Origin of the sequence: Sandarakinorhabdus sp. DWP1-3-1, from assembly GCF_049896705.1 — a bacterium.
In the GTDB taxonomy this organism is placed as follows: domain Bacteria; phylum Pseudomonadota; class Alphaproteobacteria; order Sphingomonadales; family Sphingomonadaceae; genus Sandarakinorhabdus.
The window spans coordinates 625746-650641 of sequence record NZ_JAFCUV010000003.1 but is presented as its reverse complement, the minus strand read 5'-3'; the positions used below and the strand labels follow the sequence as shown (position 1 = coordinate 650641).

Annotated in this window: 16 protein-coding genes and 2 tRNA genes; 8 read left to right on the top strand and 10 right to left on the bottom strand. The window is 68.7% G+C overall.

The features are described from left to right. Positions 1–202: 202 nt before the first annotated feature. Positions 203–2194, top strand: coding sequence for a beta-galactosidase (locus ACP7AI_RS16660; RefSeq protein ID WP_426169783.1), 1992 nt, complete (start codon positions 203–205; stop codon positions 2192–2194). Positions 2195–2205: 11 nt separating this feature from the next. On the opposite strand, the gene ACP7AI_RS16655 is transcribed toward ACP7AI_RS16660, so the two are convergent. Beyond that, positions 2206–3147 (bottom strand): Gfo/Idh/MocA family protein, encoded by a 942-nt coding sequence (locus ACP7AI_RS16655; protein WP_426169780.1) that lies wholly within the window; start codon positions 3145–3147, stop codon positions 2206–2208. Between the two features lie 62 nt (positions 3148–3209). Between ACP7AI_RS16655 and ACP7AI_RS16650 the strand changes: the two genes are divergently transcribed. The 4 genes from ACP7AI_RS16650 (at position 3210) to ACP7AI_RS16635 (ending at position 8438) form a co-directional block, all read left to right on the top strand. Continuing rightward, positions 3210–5009 (top strand): IlvD/Edd family dehydratase, encoded by a 1800-nt coding sequence (locus ACP7AI_RS16650; protein ID WP_426169778.1) that lies wholly within the window; start codon positions 3210–3212, stop codon positions 5007–5009. Between the two features lie 10 nt (positions 5010–5019). Then, on the top strand, positions 5020–5892 hold the full coding sequence (locus tag ACP7AI_RS16645) for an SMP-30/gluconolactonase/LRE family protein (protein WP_426169776.1): 873 nt from the start codon (positions 5020–5022) through the stop codon (positions 5890–5892). Positions 5893–6018: 126 nt separating this feature from the next. Then, positions 6019–7191, top strand: coding sequence for an alpha/beta hydrolase family protein (locus ACP7AI_RS16640; protein WP_426169773.1), 1173 nt, complete (start codon positions 6019–6021; stop codon positions 7189–7191). Between the two features lie 53 nt (positions 7192–7244). Beyond that, complete coding sequence (locus tag ACP7AI_RS16635; RefSeq protein WP_426169771.1) at positions 7245–8438, top strand: FAD-binding domain-containing protein; 1194 nt, start codon at positions 7245–7247, stop codon at positions 8436–8438. Positions 8439–8449: 11 nt separating this feature from the next. Here ACP7AI_RS16635 and ACP7AI_RS16630 read toward each other — a convergent pair. Then, positions 8450–8525 (bottom strand) — tRNA-Thr (locus ACP7AI_RS16630). Positions 8526–8643: 118 nt separating this feature from the next. On the opposite strand from ACP7AI_RS16630, the gene ACP7AI_RS16625 reads away from it, so the two are divergent. Beyond that, complete coding sequence (locus tag ACP7AI_RS16625; protein ID WP_426169769.1) at positions 8644–9198, top strand: hypothetical protein; 555 nt, start codon at positions 8644–8646, stop codon at positions 9196–9198. 73 nt (positions 9199–9271) lie between these two features. Further along, positions 9272–14065 (top strand): NAD-glutamate dehydrogenase, encoded by a 4794-nt coding sequence (locus tag ACP7AI_RS16620; RefSeq protein WP_426169766.1) that lies wholly within the window; start codon positions 9272–9274, stop codon positions 14063–14065. 36 nt (positions 14066–14101) lie between these two features. Here the strand turns inward: ACP7AI_RS16620 and ACP7AI_RS16615 are convergent, their stop codons facing one another. From ACP7AI_RS16615 to ACP7AI_RS16585, 7 genes are all read right to left on the bottom strand, one after another. After that, positions 14102–14767, bottom strand: coding sequence for a glutathione S-transferase family protein (locus tag ACP7AI_RS16615; protein WP_426169763.1), 666 nt, complete (start codon positions 14765–14767; stop codon positions 14102–14104). A 169-nt stretch (positions 14768–14936) separates the two neighbouring features. Further along, entirely contained in the window at positions 14937–15233 is a 297-nt protein-coding gene (locus tag ACP7AI_RS16610) for a hypothetical protein (RefSeq protein ID WP_426169761.1), read from the bottom strand. A 59-nt stretch (positions 15234–15292) separates the two neighbouring features. Then, positions 15293–19846: a glutamate synthase large subunit gene (gene gltB, locus ACP7AI_RS16605; RefSeq protein WP_426169759.1), complete on the bottom strand. Its 4554-nt coding sequence runs from the start codon at positions 19844–19846 to the stop codon at positions 15293–15295. A 13-nt stretch (positions 19847–19859) separates the two neighbouring features. Beyond that, positions 19860–20432, bottom strand: a complete 573-nt coding sequence (locus tag ACP7AI_RS16600) for a DUF2059 domain-containing protein (protein ID WP_426169756.1) — start codon at positions 20430–20432, stop codon at positions 19860–19862. 18 nt (positions 20433–20450) lie between these two features. After that, a complete protein-coding gene (locus tag ACP7AI_RS16595; protein WP_426169754.1) occupies positions 20451–21869 on the bottom strand; it encodes an NAD(P)-dependent oxidoreductase in 1419 nt (472 codons plus the stop codon). A 149-nt stretch (positions 21870–22018) separates the two neighbouring features. Continuing rightward, the gene (locus ACP7AI_RS16590; protein ID WP_426169752.1) at positions 22019–22822 is read right to left on the bottom strand and encodes an undecaprenyl-diphosphate phosphatase; all 804 of its coding nucleotides are present in this window, start codon (positions 22820–22822) and stop codon (positions 22019–22021) included. Positions 22823–22871: 49 nt separating this feature from the next. Further along, positions 22872–23858 (bottom strand): complex I NDUFA9 subunit family protein, encoded by a 987-nt coding sequence (locus tag ACP7AI_RS16585; protein WP_426169750.1) that lies wholly within the window; start codon positions 23856–23858, stop codon positions 22872–22874. Positions 23859–24010: 152 nt separating this feature from the next. Here ACP7AI_RS16585 and ACP7AI_RS16580 point away from each other — a divergent pair. After that, positions 24011–24097, top strand: a tRNA-Leu gene (locus ACP7AI_RS16580). Between the two features lie 92 nt (positions 24098–24189). On the opposite strand, the gene ACP7AI_RS16575 is transcribed toward ACP7AI_RS16580, so the two are convergent. Beyond that, a complete protein-coding gene (locus tag ACP7AI_RS16575; protein ID WP_426169748.1) occupies positions 24190–24720 on the bottom strand; it encodes a hypothetical protein in 531 nt (176 codons plus the stop codon). Positions 24721–24896: the final 176 nt, after the last annotated feature.

Genomic DNA, 24896 nt, shown 5'->3' with positions numbered 1-24896 from the left:
GTTAGCGTGAGGCCCGACCTGCAGGGCATCGACCGCCGCATCCGGCACGATTTCGACGCCAAATCTCTTGATCGTTCGTTCAAGCAAAAAGCCCCCTTAAGCTCGCCGGGAACCCGATCCAACCAGCCGCGTAACGGTGTCGCCATCCAGCCGCAGGCATAGCGGCGCATTGGCAGGGGCGGGCGTCATCGGGCACAAGACCGTGCCGCAACTCCTGAACAAGGCTCCTTCGATGCTCGGCGTCTGCTATTATCCGGAACATTGGCCCGAAAGCTGGTGGGCAGAGGATGCCCGGCGGATGCGCGCGCTGGGGCTGGCATATGTCCGCATCGCCGAGTTCGCCTGGAGCCGCATCGAGCCCGAGCCGGACGTGTTCGACTGGGGCTGGCTCGACCGCGCCGTCGCGACCTTGGGCGCGGCAGGTCTGAAAGTCGTCATGTGCACGCCGACGGCGACGCCGCCGAAATGGCTGGTCGACGCGCATCCGGAGATCTTGCCGGTGGACCCGGCGACCGGCCGCACGCGCGGTTTCGGTTCGCGGCGGCACACCGATTTTTCCAGCCCCGCCTGGTTCGAGGCGGCGATGCGGATCAGCACAGCGGTGGCGGCGCGCTATGGCGACAACGCCCATGTCGTCGGCTGGCAGACCGACAACGAACTCTGCTGTCATGACACCGCGCTCAGCGCCTCGCCGGCGGCCCGGGACGGCTTTCGCGCCTGGCTGCGCGGGCAATATGCCGACATCGGCGCGCTGAATGCCGCCTGGGGCAATGTCTTCTGGTCGATGGAGTATCGCGACTTCGACGCCATCGAGTTGCCGGTGGGCGCGGTGACCGAGACCAGCCCGGCGCACCGCATGGCGTGGCGGCGCTATGCGTCTGACGCGGTGGTGCGGTTCCATGCCGAGATGGTGGCGATCATCCGGGCGCATTCACCGGGGCGCTGGGTAACGCACAACTTCATCCCGATGCCTGAAACCGGCGTCGACAATCATGCGCTGGCGGCGCCGCTCGATTTCGCGTCGTACGACAATTATCCGCTGGGCCGCGCCGACCTGGCGCTGGCTGGGGCGCCGGCGGACGATTTCCGGCCATGGATGCGGACCGGCCATCCCGACATGCAGGGCCTGTTGTTCGACCAGACCCGCGGGCTGACCGGGCGGCCGTTCTGGGTGATGGAGCAGCAACCGGGGCCGGTGAACTGGGCGCGGCACAACCCGCGGCCGGCGCCGGGCATGGTGCGGCTGTGGAGCTGGGAGGCGTTTGCCCATGGTGCTGCCGTCGTCAGCTATTTTCGCTGGCGGCAGGTGCCCTTTGCCCAGGAACAGATGCACGCCGGGCTGCTGCGTCCCGATTCGTCGGAGGCCGAGGCTTGGCCGGAGATTGCCCAGCTGGCCGGCGAACTGGCGGCGCTGGAGCAGGCTGGGCAGGATTTGGCCGAGCCGGGCCGGGCGCCGGTGGCGATGATCGTCGACATCGAATCGCAATGGCTGTCGGATATCGAGCGGCAGGGCGCCGGCTACGACTATAATGGCGTCGTCGCGCAATGGTACGGCGCGGTGCGGGGGCTGGGGCTGGACGTGGATTTCGTCGCGGCCGGCGCCGACCTGGCAGGCTATGCGCTGGTGCTGGCGCCGGCGCTGGCGATGCCGGGCCCCGATGTGGTGGCGCGGCTGCGCGATACGCCGGCGCTGGTGCTCATCGGGCCGCGATCGGGGGCAAAGACACGCGACGTGACCATTCCGGAAGGGTTGGCGCCGGGGCCGCTGCGCGCGCTGCTGCCGATGCGGGTGCTGGCGGTGGAAACGCTGCGCGCCGATTGCCCGGGAGAGATCCGGCGCGATTGCGATGCGTTCGAAAGCCGTGCCTGGCGGGAGAGCATCGACGCCGGCGACTGCACGGTGCTGGCGACATACGAGGACGGCACCCCGGCGATGGTGCGCAACGGCCGGGTGCATTATCTGGCGACGCTGACCGACGATGCGTTCCTGGCGGCGCTGCTGACCGACCTGTGTGCGGAGGCGGGGATGACGGTGACGCCGGTGACGGGCGGCCTGCGGCTGCGGCGGCGCGGCGACCTGACCTTTGCGATCAACTATGGCGACGAACCGGTGCTGGCGCCGGCCCCCGATGGCGCGGTGTTCGTGCTGGGCGGGCGGACGGTTGGGGCGCGGGACCTGGCCGTCTGGTGCTAGGGGCGGGAAGCCTACCAGTCGAACGCCGCAACCTTGTGGTGTTCGCCGATCAGGAAGGCGTCGGCGACGAGTTCCAATGGCGTGAGGTCCACGTCGCTGCGGCCTGACGCGATGAGCTCGGCGAACTGCCGGTAGAGGCCGGGATATTCGCCGCCGTCGGGGAGCGCTTGCGCGGCGCCATCGATGTCGAGCCGGGCGCCGCCGTCGTGGAGGGTGAGGGTGCCGCCATCGGTTTCGACCATGATGTCCCAGCTTTGCGGGCCGGCCTGGAGGAAATCGAGCTTGGCGGCGACGGGGGTTTCGCCGTGTTTCAGCGTGAGCGACGCCGCAATCGGCGCGCCGCGGTTGGCGGGGAAATCGAGTCGCGCCTGTTCGACGTGCAGCCGGCCGGGCAGGATGGCGGTGGCGATCGACAGGGCGTTGATGCCGGGATCGAAGACGCCGAGCCCGCCGGGGGCGAGGATCCAGTCCTGCCCCGGGTGCCAGTGGCGGATATCCTCCCGCCAGTCGATGCGGGCCCGGGCGATGCGGCGGTCGGCAAGCCAGGCGCGCGCCACGGCGACTCCGGCGGCGTGGCGGCTGTGCCAGCTGGTGAACAGCGTCCGGTCGCCCGGCGCCAGCGCGCGCACCTCTCCCAGCGTCGCGCCCGGCGGTTTTTCGAGCATGACGTGCCAGCCCTGGGCCAGGGCCGCCGCCGCGATGACATGGCGGCCGAGCGGCGGGGTGGCGATCGACACCGCGTCGATGGCGAGGCCGCTGGCGATCAGCGCCTCGATATCGTGGAAATTCGGCACGCCATCGACGTGCGCGTTGCGGCTGACCGCGGCGGCGAGGGTGTAGGCCGGATCGGCGGCGATCGCCGGCAGATGCTGGTCGCGCGCGATCTTGCCGATGCCGATGAGGGCGAGACGGATGGGGGCGGGATGAACGGGGGCGCGGCGGTCGGTCGTCATGCGTTAAGCTGTTGCCTCTTATGGTTGCGGAGCCGCCCCCCGATGGTCCATCGTCACCCCGCATGACCGAGAAATCAATCCGCCCCCGCCTGCGTTCCCGCGCCTGGTTCGACAATCCGGACAATCCGGACATGACCGCGCTGTACCTCGAACGCTATCTGAATTTCGGACTGTCGGTGGCGGAGTTGCAGTCCGACCGCCCGATCATCGGCATCGCCCAGACCGGCAGCGACCTGGCGCCTTGCAACCGCCACCATCTGGTGCTGGCGGAACGCGTCCGCGACGGCATTCGCGACGCCGGCGGCATCCCGATCGAATTTCCGATTCACCCGATCCAGGAAACCGGCAAGCGGCCGACGGCGGCGCTCGATCGCAACCTGTCGTACCTGTCGCTGGTCGAGGTGCTGCACGGCTATTTCATCGATGGCGTCGTCCTCACCATCGGTTGCGACAAGACGACGCCGGCGTGCCTGATGGCGGCGGCGACGGTCAACATCCCGGCGCTGGCGCTGTCGGTCGGCCCGATGCTCAACGGCTGGCACAAGGGGCAGCGCACCGGATCGGGCACGATCATCTGGCAGGCAAGGAAGATGCTGGCCGCCGGCGAGATCGATTATCGCGGCTTCATCGAGCTGATCGCGTCGTCGGCGCCGTCGACCGGCTGGTGCAATACAATGGGCACCGCGACGACGATGAATTCGCTGACGGAGGCGCTCGGCATGTCGCTGACCGGCAATGCCGCCATCCCGGCGCCGTACCGCGACCGGGCGCAATCGGCCTATGAGACGGGCCTCGCCATCGTCGAGATGGTGGCGGCGGACCGCAAGCCGTCGGACATCATGACCCGGGCGGCCTTCCTCAACGCCATCCGCGTCAACAGCGCCATCGGCGGGTCGACCAATGCGCCCATCCATCTCAACGCCATCGCCCGCCACATGGGGGTCGAGCTCACCCTCGATGACTGGCAGGAGCATGGTGCCGACGTGCCGCTGCTCGTCAACCTGCAGCCGGCGGGGGAATATCTGGGCGAGGATTACTACCATGCCGGCGGCGTACCGGCGGTGATCGGCGAACTGCTGCGTGGCGGCCTGCTCGACGGCAGCGTGCTGACGGCGAACGGCCGCACGCTGGCCGAGAACAACCAGGACAAGGTGATCGCCGACGATCGCGTCATCCGGCCGCTTGTCGATCCGATCCTGCCGCACGCCGGGCTGACCGTGCTGCGCGGCAATCTGTTCGACGTGGCGGTGATGAAGACCAGCGTCATTTCGGACGATTTCCGGAAACGCTACCTGTCCAATCCCGACGACCCCGAGGCGTTCGAGGCGCGGGCGATCGTCTTCGATGGGCCGGAGGATTACCATCACCGCATCGACGACCCGTCGCTGGGCATCGATGCCGACTGCATCCTCGTCATCCGCGGCGTCGGGCCGATCGGCTATCCGGGCGGGGCGGAGGTCGTCAACATGCGGGCGCCGGCGGCGCTGATCCGCGCCGGCGTCGATGCGCTGCCGTGCCTGGGCGATGGCCGCCAATCGGGGACATCGGGGTCGCCGTCGATCCTAAATGCCTCGCCGGAGGCGGCGGCCGGCGGTAACCTGGCGCTGCTGCAGACCGGCGACCGGGTGCGCATCGACCTCAACACCCGCACCGCCGACGTGCTGGTGGCGCCGGACGAAATTGAGCAGCGGCGCGCGGCGCTGGCGGCGGCCGGCGGCTACGAGATCCCGCCGCCGCAGACGCCGTGGCAGGAACTCAGCCGCCAGATCACCGGCCAATATCCGGGCGGCGCGGTCATCGAGGCGGCGGTGCCGTACCAGCGCATCGCGCAGACCCGCGGGTTGCCGAGGGATTCGCATTGAGGAGCGGGCATTGAGCTGGCACGTTGTCCCCCGGCCCGAGCGCGACATCTTGGGCGAGGGGCTGTTCTGGTCGGCGCGCCAGGATGCGCTGTTCTGGACCGATATCATCGGGCGAAAGCTGTGGCGGCTGGCGTTCGCCACCGGCGAGGTGCGCCATTGGGACATGCCGGCGATGATCGGCTGGGTGATCGAAACCGCCGATGGCGGGCTGGTCGCCGGGTTGCAGACCGGCTTTCACCGGCTGACGCTCGATCCGTTCGGGCTGGTGCCGATCGCCGATCCGGAGCCGCATCTGCCGCACAACCGCCTGAACGATGCCAAGGCCGATGCCCGCGGCGCGATCTGGGCGGGCACGATGCCGGTGCATGATGGCCCGGCGCAGAGCTGGCCGGCGACCGGCAGCCTGTACCGGCTCGATCCCGACGGCGCGATCAGCCGGCACGACACCGGCATCGTCATCGCCAACGGCCCGGCGCTCAGCCCCGATGGCGGCACGCTGTACCATACCGATTCGGCGCGGCGGGTGGTGTATCGCTTTGCGGTTAACGACGACGGCAGCCTGGGGCCGCGCCAGCAGCATTTGAAATTCGACGGCAGCAGCGGCGCGCCCGACGGCATGACCTGCGATGCCGAGGGCGGGCTGTGGATCGCCTTTTACGGTGGCTCGCGGGTGGAGCGGTTCTTCCCCGATGGCGCCAGCGACCGGGCGATCGCGCTGCCGACGCCGCAGATCACCAATGTCGGCTTTGCCGGCGCCAGGCTCGACATGATGTTCGCGACGTCGGCGGGCGATGGCCGGCCGGATGATCACTATGCCGGGGCGTTGTTCGAGCTCGATCCGGGTGGGGTCATCGGGGTGCCGCCGCACTTGTACGGCGGGTGAGGTAGGCAAAGTCGGGTCGTCATGCTGGCGTTCGCCAGCATGACGGGTGGGGTTCAATCGTTGCGGCTTCACCCCTAGGGTGCGGCTCGATCGAACCCCAAGCCGCAAATAAAGGCCCGCCCATCCATGCGCCACCTGCTGCTCATCCTCGCACTCGCCGCCGCGCCGGCCCTTGCCCGCCCGCCCAGCCTTGTCCCCGGTGATGCCCCCGAACTCGCCGCCCCCGGCGCGCTGCCGGTCGGCACGCGGGAACTGACCTTTCCCGCCGGCCCGGGGCGCACGCTGGGCCTCACGCTGTTCTACCCGGCCGCGGCCGCCGGCCCGCCGACGACCTATCCGCATAGCATCGCCAACCCGCCCGAGGGCATCCCCGCAACGCTCGTCTTCGAAGGCATCGCCAGTCGTGACGCGGCGCCGGCGCCAGGCGGCAAGCTGCCGCTGATCCTGCTCAGCCATGGCCTTGGCCGCTGGTCGACGGCGATGTCGGGGATGGCGGAAAATCTGGCGTCGAAGGGCTATGTCGTCGCCAGCATCGATCATGACGACACGGGCGCGATGGACCCGGCCAAGCGCTTGATGGTGTTCGCCACGGCGTACATCCGCCGCAGCCAGGACCAGCGCGCTGCCATCGCCTTCCTCGGCGAGATGGCCCGCGGCAAGGACCCGCTGGCGCCGCGCATCGACGCCGGCAACATCGCCGTCATCGGCTATTCGATGGGCGGCTATGGCGCGCTCGCCACCGGCGGGGCGGGGCATGATGCGAAAGCGCCGCTGATGGCGCAGCTGCCGCCCGGCGCGATGACACCGGTGCTGGAGGGGGCGAAGCCGGCACCCGGCGTCCGCGGCCTGGTGCTGATCGCGCCCTGGGGCGGCCAGCCGCAGGTCCGCGCCTTCACGCCGGCGGCGCTGGGCTCGATCACCGTGCCCAGCCTGTGGATCATGGGCGACAAGGACGACGTCGCCGGCGCCGAAGGCATCCGCTGGCTGCACGACCAGGCGACCGCCAGCGATCGGCATCTGCTGGTCTTTGCCGATGCCCGCCACAATCTCGGCGGCAACCCGCCGCCGGCGTCGGCCCCCGATACCGGCCGGCTGCGCGATGCCATCGACGAACCGGTGTGGCGCAAGGACATGGCCGACGCGATCATCTATCGCCAGATCACCGCCTTCTGCGACCTGGTGCTGAAGCGCGAGGCGGCCAAGGCGGCCTGGCTCGACCCCGATGCCAAGGGCGAACTGAAGGGCTTCCAGAACCGCTGGCAACTCGGGCTGACGGCGGTCCACACCCCGGCGCGCTGACCTGCGCGCATATGGCGGCTGGTTCGTTGCGGGCGATGCGCTAGGCGGGGCGGTTGACCACCCTGTTTCCGCCCGGCCGCGCTGCCGGCCTCGATCGCCTGGCCGATTTCGTGCCGCGCGCCGGGCACCCCTATGCCGTCGGCCGCAACAGCGATCCGGGGCCCGATGCGCCCGGCGCCGTGTCGCGGCTGTCGCCCTATGTCCGTTACCGGCTGGTCGCCGAGCAGGAGGTCGTCGCCGCGGTGCTCGCCGAACACAGCTATGCCGCAGCGGAAAAATTCCTGCAGGAGGTGCTGTGGCGGACCTATTGGAAGGGCTGGCTGGAGCTGCGGCCCGGCGTCTGGAGGCGGTTCCTCGACGAGCGCGACCGGCAGCGCGACGGCTTTCCCGCCGCTCGCGCGCTGGCGGCGGCGGAGGCCGGGGCGACCGGCATCGACGGCTTCGACGACTGGGCGCGGGAACTGGTCGCGACGGGGTATCTCCACAACCATGCGCGCATGTGGTTCGCGTCGATCTGGATCTTCACGCTGCGGCTGCCCTGGGCGCTGGGGGCGGACTTCTTCCTGCGCCACCTCATTGATGCCGATGCCGCCAGCAATACCCTGTCGTGGCGCTGGGTCGCCGGCCTGCAGACGCCGGGCAAGACCTATCTGGCGACCGCCGACAATATCGCGCGGTTCACCGATGGGCGATACGCGCCGCAGGGCCTGGCGCGCGAGGCGGTGGCGCTGACCGAGGCGCCGGTCGCGGCCGCAGGGGTGCTGCCGGTGCCGGTGGCGCCCGATCCGCGGCGGGCTGCGCTGCTGCTGGTGACACCGGAAGACCTGCAACCCGAAGCGGTGATTGGCGGCGGCAACGCCATCGCCGGCGCGGTCGTGGTGACGGGCGACGACTGGATATGGGGCGACAAGGCGCGGGGCTTTGCCGGCGCGGCGGCAGTCGAGACCGCGACGCGCGTGCGGGCGCAGTTCGGCTGCCCGGTCGATGTGGTGGCCACGCTCGACGCTCCGGCGCTGCTCGCCGCGGCGCGGGCCTCTGGTGCAACGCAGGTGGTGACGCCCCATGCGCCGGTCGGCCCCGTCGCCGATGCCCTGGCGCAACTGGCCCCGGCGCTCGCCCGCGAAGGCGTGACGCTGGCGCAGGTCCGCCGCAGCTGGGACACCCAATTCTGGCCGCACGCGACCAAGGGCTTTTTCCCCTTCCGCGAACGCATCCCCGCGCTGCTGCGCATCATGGGCCTTGGCTGACAGAGGAGAAATGGTGCCGCTTAGGTGACTCGAACACCTGACCCCATCATTACGAATGATGTGCTCTACCGGCTGAGCTAAAGCGGCAACGGTTGGGGGCCTTAACAGGCGGTGCCGCCGGGGGCAAGCGTGGTGGTGCAGGATTCAACGGCCTGCCGGCGCGGCCGTTATCCGGATCGGGCAATTCGGCAAGGGAAGCGGCGGCATGCGCATCGCCTGGGGGCAGGACATGGCGGATTGCGGGTTCGACCTGCCGCCCCGCTTTGGCGTGGCGGAGCGGCGGCTGGCGGGGCAGGCCGTGGCGGCGTGGCGGGCGGCGGGCGGTGCGGCGATCGCGGGTTTCGAGGCGAACAGCCTGGTGCTGGCGGGCGAGCCGGCGGGGCCGGTGGTGACGCAGTGTGGGGCCGCTGTCGCCGAAGCCTTCGGGCTCGAGCCCGGCATGGCGCTGGCCGGGCGTCCCGGGCTGGCGGCGGCGCTGTGCGATGCTGCCGGCGGGGGTGACCGGCAACCGGTGCCGATCGAGGCGCGGCTGCCGGGGCTGGCCGGATCGACGATCCTGGTGCGCGGCGTGATGTTGCCGCTGGTCGATGGTGCGCGGCCGCCGGCTGGCGGCGATGCCGTGCAGGTGGTGATGAACTGGCGCGAAATCCTCGGACGGGCGGCAACGGCGCGGCTGCGGCATGAAATCGGCCTCATATTGGCCGAAAGGCCCGCGAAATCGGCGCGGATCGACCCGTTTTCTCGCAATACCGCCGGTTGACGCGCCGGTGAACTTGCCCTTCGCCCTGCCCCGGACGCATAAGCGCGCCGCCACCGGCAAGCGGAGTTTCAGAGTGTCGAATGCAGCCAAGGGTGCCCGTGCGGCCCATGACGCACCCGTGAAGACGGCGGCGTCGGACGCGGTGGAGGCGGCGCTGGCGGCGGCGCTGTTCGATCGCGCGCTGCCGGGCGAGCTCGAAAATCTCGATGCGGCCGGCCGGGCGGCGATCGTGCGCTTCCTGTCGGCGGCGGCGGCGGTCCGCACCCCCGATCGTGCCATCGTCCATCTCGAACCCGCCGACAGCGACGGCGCGACGCCAGGCCGTCGGCGCATGGCGCTCGCCATCATCGGCGACGACCGGCCCTTTCTCGTCGATTCGACCTCGGCGGCGATCACCGCCGCGGGGCTTGAGATCGACCGGCTGCTGCATCCTGTCGTCGATGTCCGCCGCGATGGCGATGGCCGGCTGCTGGCGGTCGTCGGCCCGGCCGGCGGCAGCGTCGCCCCCGGCGTCGTCCGCGAATCGATGATCTATGTCGAACTGGAGCGCACCGGCGCCCGGGCGCGCGCCGATCTCGTCACGGCGCTCGAACAGGTGCAGGCCGATGTCGCGGCGGCGGTGACCGACTGGCCGCCGATGCTGGCGGCGCTGCGCGGCGCGATCAAGGCGTTGGAGGCCAATCCGCCGCCGGTGGCGCCGCATCGCGCGGCAGAGGCGACGGCATTCCTCGACTGGCTCGCCGCCGACAATTTCACGCTGCTCGGCGTCCGCCGCTACGAACTCGAGGGCGACCTCGACGATCCGGCGATGCAGCCGGTCAGCGATGTCGGCCTCGGCCTGCTGCGCGATCCCGACTACCCGCTGTGGACCGGCCGCGCCGGCACCGACACGCCGCGCGCGCTGAAGGCGCTGCTCGCCTCGCCGGAACCGCTGCTGATCACCAAGGCCGGCACCGTGTCGACGGTGCACCGCCGGGTGAATTGCGACCTCGTTTCGGTCAAGGGTTTCGATCGCCAGGGCCGGGTGACCAGCGAGACGCGGTTCCTCGGGCTCTATACCTCCGCCGCGCTGGCGACATCGCCGCGGCAGATCCCGGTGCTGCGCCGGAAGGTCGCCGAAGTCATCGACGAACTTGGCTTTTCGGCATCGGGCCACACCGGCAAGGCGCTGGTGCATGTCCTCGAAGCCTTCCCGCGCGAGGAATTGTTCGAGGCGTCGGCGGAACGGCTGAAATCCATGGCGCTCGGCCTGTTGTCGCTGCTCGACCGGCCGCGGCCCAAGTTGTTCGTGCGCGCCGATGCCTTTGGCCGCTTCCTGTCCGCGCTCGTCTATGTGCCGCGCGACAGCTATACCAGCGGCATCCGCGAAAGCGTCGGCCGCATGCTGACCGCGGCCACCGGCGGCACGCTCAGCCGGTTCGAGGTCGAGCTGCGGTCCGAAGGGCTCGCCCGCGTCCATTATGTCATCCAAATGCCCGAAGGTGCCGTCGCGGCGTTCGACCCGGCCGCCGAAGCCGATCTCGATCGCCGGCTGCGCCAGCTGGTGCGCGGCTGGGACGAGGGCCTGGAGACGGCGCTGCTGAGCGTCGCCGGGCCGACGCGGGCGGCGCGGCTGACGATCAGCCACGGCCGGGCCTTTTCGCCGAGCTATCGCGCGCAGCACAGCCCCGAGGAAGCGGCGACCGACATCATCGCATTGAGCCAGCTGCACGACGAGAACGACCGCGGCGTGCGGCTGCTGCCCGCCACCGACGGCGTGCCCAGCCAGCTGCGGCTGAAGATCTATCGGCTTGGCAAGATCATCCCGCTGTCGGAAGCGGTGCCGGTGCTCGAGAATTTCGGGCTGCGCGTCATCGAGGAGTTTCCGTTCGATCTCGCCGGCGGGCGGCTCGGCTGGATCCATGATTTCCTGCTCGAAGTCACCGAGCCCGAGGCGCTGGCCGATTGGGAGGCGCTGCGCGCCCGCGTCGAACCGGCGCTGACCGCGGTGCTGACCGGCGCGCACGAGAACGACCTGTTCAACTCGCTGACCATCGCCTGTGCGCTCGATGCCGAGGCGGCCGGCTGGCTGCGCGCCTATTTCCGCTACATGCGCCAGACCGGCGTCACCTATGGGCTGGCGACCGTCGTCGATGCGCTGCGCCGTTATCCGGCGATCACCCGCGACCTGGTCGGGCTGTTCTGCGCGCGCTTCGCCCGGGACGCCGGCGACCGTGGATCGCCGGAGGCGGAGCGGCTGGCGGCGATCGATGCCGGCCTGCAGGACGTCGCCTCGATCGACGACGATCGCATCCTCAGGCTCTATCGCTCGATCATCGGGGCGACGCTGCGCACCAACGCATTCGTGCCCGGCGGGCCCGAGGCGCTGGCCTTCAAGATGGACAGCCGCCAGGTGCCGAACCTGCCGCCGCCGGTGCCGTATCGCGAGATCTGGGTCTATTCCCCGCGCGTCGAGGGCATCCACCTGCGCGGCGGGCCGATCGCCCGCGGCGGCTTGCGCTGGTCCGACCGGCGCGACGATTTCCGCACCGAAGTGCTGGGGCTGGTCAAGGCGCAGAAGGTCAAGAACACCGTCATCGTGCCGACCGGCGCCAAGGGCGGTTTCTACCCCAAGCAGTTGCCGCCGCCGGCCAACCGCGACGCCTGGCTGGCGGAAGGCACCGAAAGCTATCGCATCTTCATCCGGGCCCTGCTGTCGCTGACCGACAATCTGGCGCCCGACGGCAGCAACATCCCGCCCGCCGACGTCACCTGCCATGACGCGCCCGACCCCTATCTCGTCGTCGCCGCCGACAAGGGCACGGCGACATTCTCGGACATCGCCAATGCCATCGCCGAGGCACACGGCTTCTGGCTGGGCGATGCCTTCGCCAGCGGCGGCCGCAACGGCTATGACCACAAGGCGATGGCGATCACTGCGCGCGGCGCCTGGATTTCGGTGCAGCGGCATTTCCGCGAACTCGGCGTCGACGTGCAGACCCAGCCGATCCGCGTCGCCGGCGTCGGCGACATGTCGGGTGATGTGTTCGGCAACGGCATGCTGCTGTCGCCGGTCATCAAGCTGGTGGCGGCGTTCGACCACCGCCATTTCTTCTTCGATCCCGAGCCCGACACGGCGGCGAGCCTCGCCGAGCGGACCCGCATGTTCGCATTGCCGCGCTCGAGCTGGGACGATTACGACCGCAAGCTGATTTCGGCCGGCGGCGGCGTGTTCCCGCGCAGCCTGAAGACGGTGCCGCTCAGCCCGCAGGTCCAGGCCATGCTCGGCGTGACCGCCGACAGCCTGAGCCCGTCGGAGCTGATCACCGCCATCCTGAAGATGAAGACCGACCTGTTGTGGTTCGGCGGCATCGGCACCTATGTGAAGGCGTCGGCCGAAAGCGACACCGATGCCGGTGACCGCGCCAACGACGCGCATCGCATCAATGGAACCGATATCGGCGCGCGGGTGGTCGGCGAGGGCGCCAACCTGGGCGTGACCCAAGCCGGACGCATCGAATTCGCCGGCCGCGGTGGCCGCATCAACACCGATTTCATCGACAACAGCGCCGGCGTCGATTGTTCGGACAACGAGGTCAACATCAAGATCGCGCTCAACGCCGAAGTCACCGCCGGGCGGCTGGCCGAGGCCGATCGCGACGTGCTGCTGGTCGAAATGACCGACGAGGTCGCGCATCTGGTACTGGAGGACAACCGCCTGCAGACACAGGCGCTGTCGATCGCCGAACGCGGCGGTGCCGCGGCGCTGCCCGGCCATATCCGCCTTATCCAGGCGCTGGAGGCGAGCGCCGCCGAACTGCACCGGACGGTCGAGGGGCTGGCCGGCGACGATGTGCTGATCCAGCGCGGGCGCAACGGCGGCGCGCTGGAACGGCCGGAACTTGCCGTCGTCATGGCCTATGCCAAGATGGCGATCTATGACGGGTTGGTCGAGGCGCCGCTGGTCGACGATCCGTTGCTGGTGCCCGATCTTCACGCCGCCTTCCCCTCGGCGATGCGGGAGCGCTTTGCCGCCGCCATCGACGGCCACCGGCTGCGCCGCGAGCTGATCGCGACGAAGCTGACCAACGAACTCGTCAATCGCGGCGGGCTGGGGCTGGCGTTCGAACTCGCTGAGGAACTGGGCGTCGGGCTGGCCGATGTCGCGGCGGCGTTCGTCGCCGCGCGGGAGTTGTTCGATTTCCGGGTGCTCTGGGCGGCGATCGATACCGCCGATGTGCCCGGCCCGGCCCATCTCGACCTGCACGTCGCCGGCATCGCGGCGCTGCGGTCGCAGATGGCCGACCTGATCCGCCAGGGCGGCGGTGCCATGCCGTCGACGCTGGTGGCGCGGCTGCGGCCGGGCATCGATCGGCTCGGCGGCGCGCTCGATGCCGTGCTGCGGCCCGAATCGCGCGCCTGGCTCGATCGCTATACCGCCGGGCTGGCGGCGCTGGGTGCGCCCGATGCGATCGCCGCGGCGCTGGTGCGGATCGAGGCGCTCGATGGTGCCGTCGGCGTCGGGCTGCTGGCGTGCGACCTCGGCATCGACGAGGCGGCGACGGCGGCGGCCTATACGACGCTCGGCGAGGCGACGGGGCTCGACTGGGCGCGCGGCGCGGCGGCGGGGCTGGACCCGAGCGACCCCTGGGAACGGCTGCTGCAGGCCGGGCTGGTGCGCGATTTCGAACAGCTGCGGCTGGATCTGGTGCGGCGGGTGACCGGCGCCGGCGTGGACCCGGTGGCGGCGGTCAACGGCTGGCTGGCGGCGAACGAGGCGGCGGTGGCGCGGATTTCCGGGCCGGTGGCACGGGCGCGATCGGGCGGCGCGGTGACGACGGCGATGCTGGCGCATCTGGCGAGCCAGGCGCGGGTGGTGCTGGGGTGATTACTCTCCTCCCTTGAAAGGGAGGGGAAAAGAGGGTCAGAAATCCAGTTTGTCGTAATGCGCCGGCGGCGGCAGGCCTTCCATGCGTTCGCCGAGCAGCGGGCGGAACGCGGGGCGGGATTTCAGCGCCGAATACCAGATCCGCGCCGGTTCATGGCCGTCCCATTCGATGCCGCCGAGATAATCGGCGACCGACAGTTGCGCGGCGGCGGCGATGTCGGCGAGGCCGAACGCCGGGCCGGCCACCCAGCGCCGGCGGTCGAGCAGGAAATCGAGATAGTCGAGATGCGCCTCGGCATTGCGGGCGGCGGCGCGGACGGTGCCGGCATCGGGCGGCTGGCGCAGCACGATGCGCTTGTACATGCGCTCGGCGAGCAGCAGCGAGGTGACCTCGCCATAGAATTTCTGGTCGAACCAGGCGACCAGTCGCCGCGCCTCGGCACGTTCCTCCGGCCCGGCGCCGAGCAGCGGCGTGCGCGCCACGGTCTCTTCGAAATAATCGCAGATGGCGGCGCTGTCGACGAGGGTGATGGCGCCGTTCTGGATGACCGGCGTCTGCCCGGCGGGGTTGAGCGCGGCAAAGGCATCGCGCCGCTCCCAAGGATATTCGCGCACCAGTTCGACGTCGACGCCCTTTACCGCGCAGGCAAAGCGGACCTTACGACTGAACGGGCACAGGGGATATTGGTGGAGGCGCCACATGGTTGAAACACATTCTTAACGTCTATGCGCCGCGAAGGAAGGGGCGCGCGATGGTTTTTCCGCCACTTCCCGGGCATCGTTACATCAGTCGTTCAACACGCCGCCTCTCGGCAATCCCCTATCGCGTTCGATACGGTGCGGGAAATCACCTATTCGCGTCGGTGCCGGCTCAGTCCTTCGACCGTTTGGCCTTGGCCGTCAGCCGGGCGACTTCGGCCTCCAGCGCGGCGATCTTCATCGCCTGGCTGACGATGATGTCCTGCAGCGCGGCCTTTTCCGCGGTGAAATCGGGGGCCGGCTCGGCCGGCGCGGCGGGCGGCACGTCGGCGACGGCTTCGGACGCGGCGGCTTCGCGGCTGCCGGCCTTGAACATGCCCGAATCGCGGGCGCGCTTGATCAGCGGCGCGGCGCTGACGGCGAGGGCCATCAGGCTTTGTACCAGCGGGTCCTGCTTGTCGTCGGCCATCGTCGCGCTATCCTATCCGGCTAAGACACCAAGATAGGAAGCGGACGCCCCCGGCGCAACTATTCGGCCGCTTCGCGCTGCGGTGCGTCGTCGAGCGGGTGCGCCAGCCGGGTCAACATCTCCTTCGGGCAGACCTGCCACAGTCGCTGCCGGGTGCGATCCCATTCGGCGAGCAGCCCCGCGGCCCATTTCGAGCCGGTCTCGCGAGCGTGTTCGCTGACGAGATCATGGGCGACGGTCTCCCAATGCGCGCTGGCGAGGCGAGTGAGGACGACCGAGTCATGATTGACCCGGCGCTCGAAATCGCCGTCCTGGTCATAGACGAAGGCCATGCCGCCGCTCATGCCAGCGGCGAAATTGTCGCCGGTGCGGCCGAGGATGACGGCGACGCCGCCGGTCATGTATTCGCAGCCATTGGCGCCGCAGCCTTCGATGACGACCTGTGCGCCCGAGTTGCGCACTGCAAAGCGTTCGCCGGCGCGGCCGGCGGCGAACAGGCGGCCCGAGGTCGCGCCATAGAGCACGGTGTTGCCGATGATGGCATTGTCCTGGCTGGCGAGCGGCGACGACACCATCGGGCGGACGATGATGGTGGCACCCGACAGGCCCTTGCCGACATAGTCGTTGGCCTCGCCGAAGACCTCGAGCTTGACGCCCTGGACGGCAAAGGCGCCCAGCGACTGCCCGGCCGACCCGCGCAGCCGGATATGGACATGGCCGGCGGCGAGCGCCGTCATGCCGAAGCGGCGGGTGATTTCGCCCGACAGGCGGGTGCCGACGGCGCGGTCGGTGTTGCGGACGGTATAGGTCAGCTGCATTTTCTCGCCGCGGCTGAACAATTGGTCGGCGTCGCGGATCATCGCGGCGTCGAGGCTGTCGGGCACTTCGTTGCGATGCCCCTCGATGTTGAAGCGGCGCATGCCGTCGGGGGCGTCGACCTTGGCGAGGATCGGGTTCAGGTCGAGGTCGTCGAGATGTTCGGCGCCGCGGTTGACCTGGCGCAGCAGCTCGGTGCGGCCGATGACCTCGTCGAGCGTGCGGACGCCGAGCTTTGCCAGGATCTCGCGGACTTCCTCGGCGATGAAGCTCATCAGGTTGATGACCTTTTCGGGGCTGCCGCCAAACTTTTCGCGCAAGGCCTCGTCCTGGGTGCAGACGCCGACCGGGCAGGTGTTCGAATGGCATTGCCGGACCATGATGCAGCCCATGGCGACCAGCGACAGCGTGCCGATGCCGTATTCCTCGGCGCCCAGGATGGCGGCGATGACGATGTCGCGGCCGGTCTTCAGCCCGCCATCGGTGCGCAGCTTCACCCGGTGCCTGAGGCCGTTGAGCGTCAGCACCTGGTTGACCTCGGTCAGGCCCATTTCCCAAGGGGTGCCGGCGTATTTGATGCTGGTCTGCGGGGACGCGCCGGTACCGCCGACATTGCCGGAAATGAGGATGGCGTCGGCATGGGCCTTGGCGACGCCGGCGGCGACGGTGCCGATGCCGGCGCTGCTGACCAGCTTGACGCAGACGCGGGCGCGCGGGTTGATCTGCTTCAGGTCGTAGATGAGCTGCGCCAGGTCCTCGATCGAATAGATGTCGTGGTGCGGCGGCGGGCTGATCAGCGACACGCCGGGCGTCGAATGGCGCAGCCGGGCGATCATCTCGCTGACCTTGAAGCCGGGCAATTGCCCGCCCTCGCCGGGCTTTGCACCTTGCGCGACCTTGATCTCGATTTCGTCGCAGGCGTTGAGATACTCGGCGGTGACGCCGAAGCGGCCCGACGCGATCTGCTTGACGACGGAATTGGCGTTGTCGCCATTGGCATAGGGTTTGTAGCGGATCGAATCCTCGCCGCCTTCGCCGCTCACCGCCTTGGCGCCGATGCGGTTCATGGCGATGGCGAGCGTCTCGTGCGCCTCGGGCGACAGGGCGCCGAGACTCATGCCCGGCGTGACGAAGCGCTTCCTGATTTCGGTGATCGATTCGACTTCCTCGATCGGCACCGGCTGGGTGTTGTCGCTGAAATCGAGCAAGTCGCGCAGCGCGATCGGCGGCAGGTCGCGGACGGCGCGAGAGAATTTCAGATAGTCGGAATAGCTGTCGGCGCCGACGGCGTGCTGCAGCAGGTGGATGAGGCTGGCCTGATAGGCATGGGCCTCGCTGCCGGCGCGATAGCGGTACAGCCCGCCGATCGGCAGCGCGACGACATCCTCGTCGAACGCCGCCTCGTGGCGCATCTGGGCGTTGATGAAGAGCGATTCGAAGCCTTCACCCGAGATCTTGGCGGGCATGCCGGGGAAGAAGTCGTTGACCAGCGCCCGGCTGAGCCCGACCGCTTCGAAGTTGTAGCCGCCGCGGTATGACGAGATGACCGCGATGCCCATCTTGGCCATGATCTTGAGCAGGCCGTCCTCGACGGCTTTCTTGTAGCGCTGAACGCACTGGTCATAGGTCAGCGGCCCGAACAGGCCGCGGGCGTGGCGATCGGCGATGGCCTCCTGCGCCAGATAGGCATTGGCGGTGGTGGCACCGACGCCGATCAGCACGGCGAAATAATGGGTATCGAGCGCTTCGGCCGAGCGCACGTTGATCGACGCAAAGGTGCGCAGGCCCTTGCGCACCAGATGCGTGTGCACGCCGGCGGTCGCGAGGATCATGCTGATCCCGGCGCGCGTGGGGGACTGGTTCTCGTCGGTCAGGAACAACTGGCTCTTGCCCGAACGCACCGCCGTCTCGGCCTCGGCACGGACGCGGGCAATGGCGGCGCGCAACGCCTCCGGTCCGCCGGCGATGTCGAAGCTGCAGTCGATGACGGCGGCCTGCTTGCCGAAATGGCTTTTCAGCACGTTCCAGCCGTTGTTGGTCATCACCGGCGTGTCGATGACCATGACGCCTTCCTGCCGGGCGCCATCGTCGAGGATGTTGCCGAGGTTGGAAAAGCGCGTCTTCAGGCTCATCACCCGCGTCTCGCGCAAGCTGTCGATCGGCGGGTTGGTGACCTGGCTGAAGTTCTGGCGGAAGAAATGCGACAGGTTGCGCGGATTGTCTGAAATGACCGCGAGCGGCGCGTCGTCGCCCATGCTGCCGATGGCCTCCTTGGCCTCCTCGACCATCGGCGCCAGGATCAGCTCCATGTCCTCCATGCTCTGCCCTGCGGCGACCTGGCGGCGGCGCAGCTCGTCGCGGGCATAGCTGGCACCCGGCTGGGCGCCGTCATGGCCCTGCATCGAGGTGAATGTGGTGAAGCCGGCCACCAGCGCGCCATAGTCGTTGGCGCCGGCGATGCGATCCTTGATCTCGCGGTCGCTGTAAAATTTGGGGGTCGCCCCAGCTTCGCCGTCCATGTCGACGGCGATCATCTCGCCGGGGCCGAGCGCGCCCTTCATCAGCATGTCGGCCTCGGGGATGACGACCATGCCGGCTTCCGACCCGGTGACGAGGAGGTTGTCGCGAGTCAGGCAATAGCGCATCGGGCGCAGCGCGTTGCGATCGAGCCCGGCGACGACCCAGCGGCCGTCGGTCATGGCCAGCGCCGCCGGCCCGTCCCAGGCCTCCATGACGCTGGCGAAAAAGGCGTACATGGCGCGGTGGCTGTCGGGCAGGCTGTCGTCCTTGGACCAGGCCTCCGGCACCAGCATCAGCTTGGCCGTCGGCGCGTCGCGGCCCGAGCGCACGAAAGCCTCGAACACCGCATCGAGCGCAGCGGTGTCGGACGCGCCGGCCGGGATCAGCGGCTTGATGTCTTCCGAATGCTCGCCGAACGCCGCGGCGGCCATCTTGATCTCGTGGCTTTTCATCCAGTTGGTGTTGCCGCGCACCGTGTTGATCTCGCCGTTATGGGCGATGCAGCGGAACGGCTGGGCCAGCCACCATTGCGGGAAGGTGTTGGTGCTGTAGCGCTGGTGATAGATGGCGAAGCGCGAAACGAAGCGTTCGTCCATCAAATCGGGGTAGAAGACCGACAGTTCCTCGGCGAGGAACAGGCCCTTGTAGATGATCGAGCGGGCGCTGAGCGAGCAGATGTAGAAGCCCTGGATCTGCGCCTCGATGACCTTTTTCTCGATGCGGCGGCGGATGAGATAGAGGTCCTTCTCGAACGCCTCCAGCGCCGCCCGGTCGCTGCCTGGAAGGGGCCCGGCGATCATGATCTGTTCGATCTCGGGGCGCGATTCCATCGCCTTTCGGCCGATAACGCTGATGTCGACCGGCACCTGGCGCCAGCCATAGACCTTGTAGCCGAACCCGATGATTTCGGATTCGACGATGGTCCGGCAGCTTTCCTGGGCGGCGAGGTCGGTACGCGGCAGGAAGACCTGGCCGACGGCAAGCAGATTGGGCTTGGGCTGGTGCCCGGCGCGGCCGATGTGCTCGTGGAAGAAATCCAGCGGCAGCTCGACATGGATGCCGGCGCCGTCGCCGGTCTTGCCATCGGCATCGACGGCACCGCGATGCCACACGGCCTTCAACGCCTCGATGCCGGCGACGACGACGCGGCGCGAGGCCTTGCCATCGGTGGCGGCGATGACGCCGACGCCACAGGCGTCGCCTTCCAGGTCGGGGCGGTACATGCCGACCTCGGCAATGCGGGCGCGTTCTTCGGCAGAGGCGGTGAAGGGCGTCATCCAGTGCTCTCCGCTACTTCTTCGCGGCGGGCTTTGGCCCGGCGATCGTCTTCAGTGGTGCCAGCGCGGCGGAGATGCGGCTGGCATTGGCCTGCATCGCGGTCTGCAGCTTGGCGCCCATGATCTTGTTGCCGGACTCGTTGATCTCGGCGCGGACGCGGCCGTCCTTGGCGAAAAAGCTCTGGCCGAGCGGCGTCTTGTAGAAGGCCGACAGGCCCTGCAGCTCGGCCAGCGTGTAGTTGGCGGCATAGCTGCGGACGGCGGCATCGACGACCGCGGAGGCATTGTCGCGCATCACATTGTCGGCGATATCGGCCTGGATGCCGCCGGCCTTTTGCAGGATGGGATCGAACTTGGCCTTGTTGGCCTGATAGGCGGGGACAAAGCCTGGTTGCTGCGACAGCAGCGCCCGCATGGCGACGCCGGAGCGCATGACCTGGACATTCTGCGCCAGCATCTTTTGCAGCTGCGGCCCGATCTGCAGCTGCTGGACGAGCGTCCGCGCCGCGGCCAGGCGCGCCGGATCGGCGGGGGCGGCGGCAGGGGTGCCGGCGGCGACGACAAGGGCGGTCAACAGGGTGATCATGGGGTAACTCCGGTCAGGTCAGGCCGCAGCGGCCGTGGTGGCAATTTGCGCCCGCAGATACTGGTGCATCTGGACCGCCACGTCGCGGCCATCGCGCACCGCCCAGACGACGAGCGAGGCGCCGCGGACGATGTCACCGGCGGCGAACACGCCGGGCAACGACGTCATCATGGTCTTGTGGTCGCAGCGCAGCGTGCCCCAGCGGGTCACCGACAGGTCGGGCGCGCCGAACAGGCCGGGCAGGTCCTCGGCATCGAAGCCCAGTGCCTTGATGACCAGGTCGGCGGGCAGGGTGAAATCGCCGCCGGGCTCGGCCTCCGGCGCGCGGCGGCCGTCGGGTCCGGCCTGGCCGAGCCGCATGCGGGTGGCGGAAACGCTGGTGCCGGCGATGGCGGCGGGGGCGGCGAGCCAGATGAACTCGACGCCTTCTTCTTCCGCGTTCTTCACCTCGCGCAGCGACCCCGGCATGTTGGCGCGGTCGCGGCGATAAAGGCATTTGACGCTGGCGGCACCCTGGCGGACGGCGGTGCGGACGCAATCCATGGCGGTATCGCCGCCGCCGATGACGACAACATGCTTGCCGGCGGCGTCATGGCCGGGCGCCAGATCGTCGCCGAAGCCCGAGCGATTGGAGGCGGTCAGATAGTCGAGCGCCTCCACGGTGCCGGCGGCGTCGGCGCCGGGCACGTCGACGGCGCGCGGCTTGTAGACCCCGGTGGCGACCAGGATGGCGTCGTGGCGCTCGCGGAGTTCGGCGAGCGTGGCGTCGCGGCCGACCTCGAAATCATGGTGGAAGTGAATGCCGGCGTCGCGCAGCCGCTCGACCCGGCGCATGACGACGGGCTTTTCCAGCTTGAAGCCGGGGATGCCATAGGTCAGCAGGCCGCCGGCACGATCGTAGCGGTCGTAGACATGGACCTCATAGCCCTTGATGCGTAGATATTCGGCGGTGGTCAGCCCGGCCGGGCCGGCGCCGATGATGCCGATCGATTGCGACGAGCGGTCGGCGACGATGCGCACCGGCTTGACCCAGCCGTTTTCCCAGGCGGTGTCGGTGATGAATTTTTCGACCGCGCCGATGGTGACGCTGCCGAAATCCTTTTCGATGACGCAATTGCCCTCGCACAGCCGGTCCTGCGGGCAGATGCGGCCGCAGATCTCGGGCATGGTGCTGGTCGCGGCGGACAGCTCATAGGCTTCCTCCAGCCGGCCCTCCGCAGTCAGCTTCAGCCAGTCGGGGATGTTGTTGTGGAGCGGGCAATGGACCTGACAGAAGGGCACGCCGCATTGCGAGCAGCGCGCGGCCTGTTCCTCGGCCTTGGCGACGATATAGGGCCGGGCGATCTCGAGGAAATCATGGGCGCGTTCGTCGGCGGTGCGCTTAGGCGGATACGCCTGTGCCCGGTCGGTGAACTTCAGCATCCGCGTCTCGGCCATCGTCGCCAGCTCCCTTCGGACACCGGCGTTATCGGCTCGTGCCGGGCGAGTCACGCGAAAAACGCATGAAAGGACAGCATTACTTACCTATAAACCCGTCGTTCGGTGTTTTCCGTCGGCCACGGCGTTACTTTGTGGCCGTTCCGGACCTATCGCGCCAGCAGCCAGACCATCGCCGCCGAGCCGACGACGATACGATACCAGGCGAATGGCGCAAAGCCGAAGCGGCTGACGATGGCGACAAAGCCCTTCACCACCGCCAGCGCGACGATGAACGAGATGCCAAAGCCGATGCCGATCGCCGACAGCTGGCTGGTATCGAGCGTGTCGCGGTTCTTCCACAACAGCAGCACGGTGGCGCCGGCGATGGTCGGCACGGCGAGGAAGAAACTGAATTCCGCCGCGGTCTTGCGGTCGATCCTCAGCAGCATCGCCGCCATGATGGTGGCGCCCGATCGCGACACGCCCGGCACCATGGCGAGGCACTGGCCGATGCCGACGAGCAGCGCCGATCGCGCCGGCATGGTCTCGACGCTGTCGATCACCGGTTCCTTGGCGGTGCGCTCGATCCACAGGATGGCGATGCCGCCGACGATCAGCGCGACGGCGACCGTCATCGGGCTGAGCAGCATCGCTTCGAACGCCTTGATGAACAGCACGCCGGCGATGCCCGCGGGCACAAAGCCGAGGACGATGTTGCGGACGAACGCCCAGGCCCCGGGCGCGCGGCCGAACAGTCCGATGCCGACATCGAGGAAGCGCCGGAAATAGGCGACGACGACGGCGAGGATGGCGCCCGACTGGATGGCGATCTCGAACGTCGCATTGTCGTCGCCGCGAAAGCCGAGCAGCTCGCCGGCCAGGATCAGGTGGCCGGTCGACGACACCGGCAGGAATTCGGTGAGGCCCTCGACGATCCCCAGGATGATGATGTCGGTCAGCGAATGGTCCATGAGATCTCCGTCCGGCGCGCGCCGGGCTGTGCTGGCGTTGCGGCCCGGATCAGTGGCCGGCGAGACCCGGTGCCTGTACCTTGTTGAAGCGGCCGCCCGGGCGGTAGCGCTCCAGCATGGCGGGCGCAAAGGCCGCCAGCGGTGTCGGCGCGATGCCGAGATCGGCGAGACCCGCGGCGCCGGCGGCGACGACATTGTCCTTGCCGAGCATCGCGAGCTGGTCCGACGTCATCGGCATCAGCGGCAGCATGTCGCCCATGCGGCCCATCAGCCGAGCGATGCCCGGCGGCACCTCCACCAGCCGGCGATCGAGCCGGGTTTCGGTGTTGATCATGCGCAGGATGTCGCGAAAGCGCATCGACTTCGGCCCGCCGAGCTCATAGGTGCGGCCGGCGGCGGCCGGGGTCGCCAGCGCCGCCACGGCAGCGGCGGCGACATCGAGGACATAGACCGGCTGAAAACGGGTATCGCCGCAGATCACCGGCAGCACCGGCGACAGCCGCGCCATCGCTGCAAAACGGTTGAGGAACTGGTCTTCCGGCCCGACGACGAGGCTGGGCCGCAGGATCGTCGCGGTCGGGATGGCGGCGAGCAACGCGGCCTCACCGGCGGCCTTCGTCCTGGCATAGGGCACGCTGCTGGTGGCATCGGCACCGATCGCCGACATCTGGATGTAATGGCCGATGCCGGCGGCGGCGGCGGCGCGGGCGGCGCGACCCGCCCCCTCGGCCTGCACCGCGGCGAATTTCTGGCCGCCCTTTTCATCGAGGATGCCGACGAGGTTGATGCCGGCATGGGCGCCGTTGAATGCCGCGGCCATCGCCGCATCGGACGTCACATCGCCGCGCACCAGCTGGATCTGGCCAAGGCCGCCGAGCGGTTTCAGGAACAATGCGCGATCGGGGTGGCGGACGACGACGCGGACGCGATAGCCCGCTTCGGCGAGCCGCTGCACGATATAGCGGCCGATGAAACCCGAGCCGCCGATGACGGTCACCAGGCTGTCGGCTGCGAGCGGAGAGAGCGTGTGAGGCATGCTGCCGCCTTTAACGCGGCTTTTCGCGGCTGTCGCGGCGCGAGTTGGCGCAACCTTGTCCTTGGCCTGTCTTTGGCGGCTTTTGCATCACCGATCGACGGTTGTGATTGACAAGCCTGCCGCCGCTCCCTAACCCGCCGCTCCTACCCCGTGCCCGGATGGCGGAATTGGTAGACGCACCAGCTTCAGGTGCTGGCGCTCGCAAGGGCGTGGAGGTTCGAGTCCTCTTCCGGGCACCACTATTCCAGAACATGATGAAAACGCCGGGGAACCGTCGCAGGACGGTTCGCCCGGCGCGTCGGCTGCGCGGCATTGGTCGGCGGGTCCCGGCTTATGCCGCCAGCGGTCGGTTGTAGGTCAGGTTGAACGAAGCCTCGGAGATCGGGAAATGCGTGTGGATGCAGGCATTGTTGCCGGCCTTGCCCATCGTGATCACCATCCGGTTACAGGCGGTCGAGCCGCCGTTCTTGAGCGTGCTGCCGGAAAACAGGTCGGGCATGGACACGATCAGGTTGAAGTCACCTGGGTTCACGCAATTGTCTCGAACATTGAAGCTTTCGTGATACGCGGCATTGTCCTTCCAATTCTCCTCCAGCGCCTTGCGCAGCATATCGACCTCTTTCTGCTGGCTCAGGTCCCGCGATTGCTGCAGGTTTTCGGGGTTCAATTCCTGGTAATAGCTGACCGGCTTGTTGGGCGCTTCGCGGGCAATCGCGGTGGCGCGACTCTGGGAACGATGCTTGTCATCGTGGGTCGAGACATATTTCCTGACCGGTCCGTTCTCGAAGGCCTGGAAATTGATGTACTGGTTGGCCGACAGCACGATCGTCCTGGCGATGCTTTTGGCAGACCCGAGGTTCATGTCCCTGCTCCTGATTGCGGGTGCTTTGCGACGCTGCAGGCAAGCGATCCAGCCGGCGCGACGGATAGAACGATACGCCCCCGATGCGATATCGACACCGTTTATCTTTGGAGGTTCGCGACGACCGCAAATGTCGTGACGCGCTGGTTCGGGCGCGCGATCGCGGCCGCGCCGGC

Bases quoted from the DNA above. Each gene is read 5' to 3' on its own strand.
- ACP7AI_RS16655 (WP_426169780.1), bottom strand. From the start codon at position 3,147: ATGACGACCGACCGCCGCGCCCCCGTTCATCCCGCCCCCATCCGTCTC.
- ACP7AI_RS16650 (WP_426169778.1), top strand. From the start codon at position 3,210: ATGACCGAGAAATCAATCCGCCCCCGCCTGCGTTCCCGCGCCTGGTTC.
- ACP7AI_RS16640 (WP_426169773.1), top strand. From the start codon at position 6,019: ATGCGCCACCTGCTGCTCATCCTCGCACTCGCCGCCGCGCCGGCCCTT.
- ACP7AI_RS16625 (WP_426169769.1), top strand. From the start codon at position 8,644: ATGCGCATCGCCTGGGGGCAGGACATGGCGGATTGCGGGTTCGACCTG.
- ACP7AI_RS16615 (WP_426169763.1), bottom strand. From the start codon at position 14,767: ATGTGGCGCCTCCACCAATATCCCCTGTGCCCGTTCAGTCGTAAGGTC.
- ACP7AI_RS16610 (WP_426169761.1), bottom strand. From the start codon at position 15,233: ATGGCCGACGACAAGCAGGACCCGCTGGTACAAAGCCTGATGGCCCTC.
- gltB (WP_426169759.1), bottom strand. From the start codon at position 19,846: ATGACGCCCTTCACCGCCTCTGCCGAAGAACGCGCCCGCATTGCCGAG.
- ACP7AI_RS16600 (WP_426169756.1), bottom strand. From the start codon at position 20,432: ATGATCACCCTGTTGACCGCCCTTGTCGTCGCCGCCGGCACCCCTGCC.
- ACP7AI_RS16595 (WP_426169754.1), bottom strand. From the start codon at position 21,869: ATGGCCGAGACGCGGATGCTGAAGTTCACCGACCGGGCACAGGCGTAT.
- ACP7AI_RS16590 (WP_426169752.1), bottom strand. From the start codon at position 22,822: ATGGACCATTCGCTGACCGACATCATCATCCTGGGGATCGTCGAGGGC.
- ACP7AI_RS16585 (WP_426169750.1), bottom strand. From the start codon at position 23,858: ATGCCTCACACGCTCTCTCCGCTCGCAGCCGACAGCCTGGTGACCGTC.
- ACP7AI_RS16575 (WP_426169748.1), bottom strand. From the start codon at position 24,720: ATGAACCTCGGGTCTGCCAAAAGCATCGCCAGGACGATCGTGCTGTCG.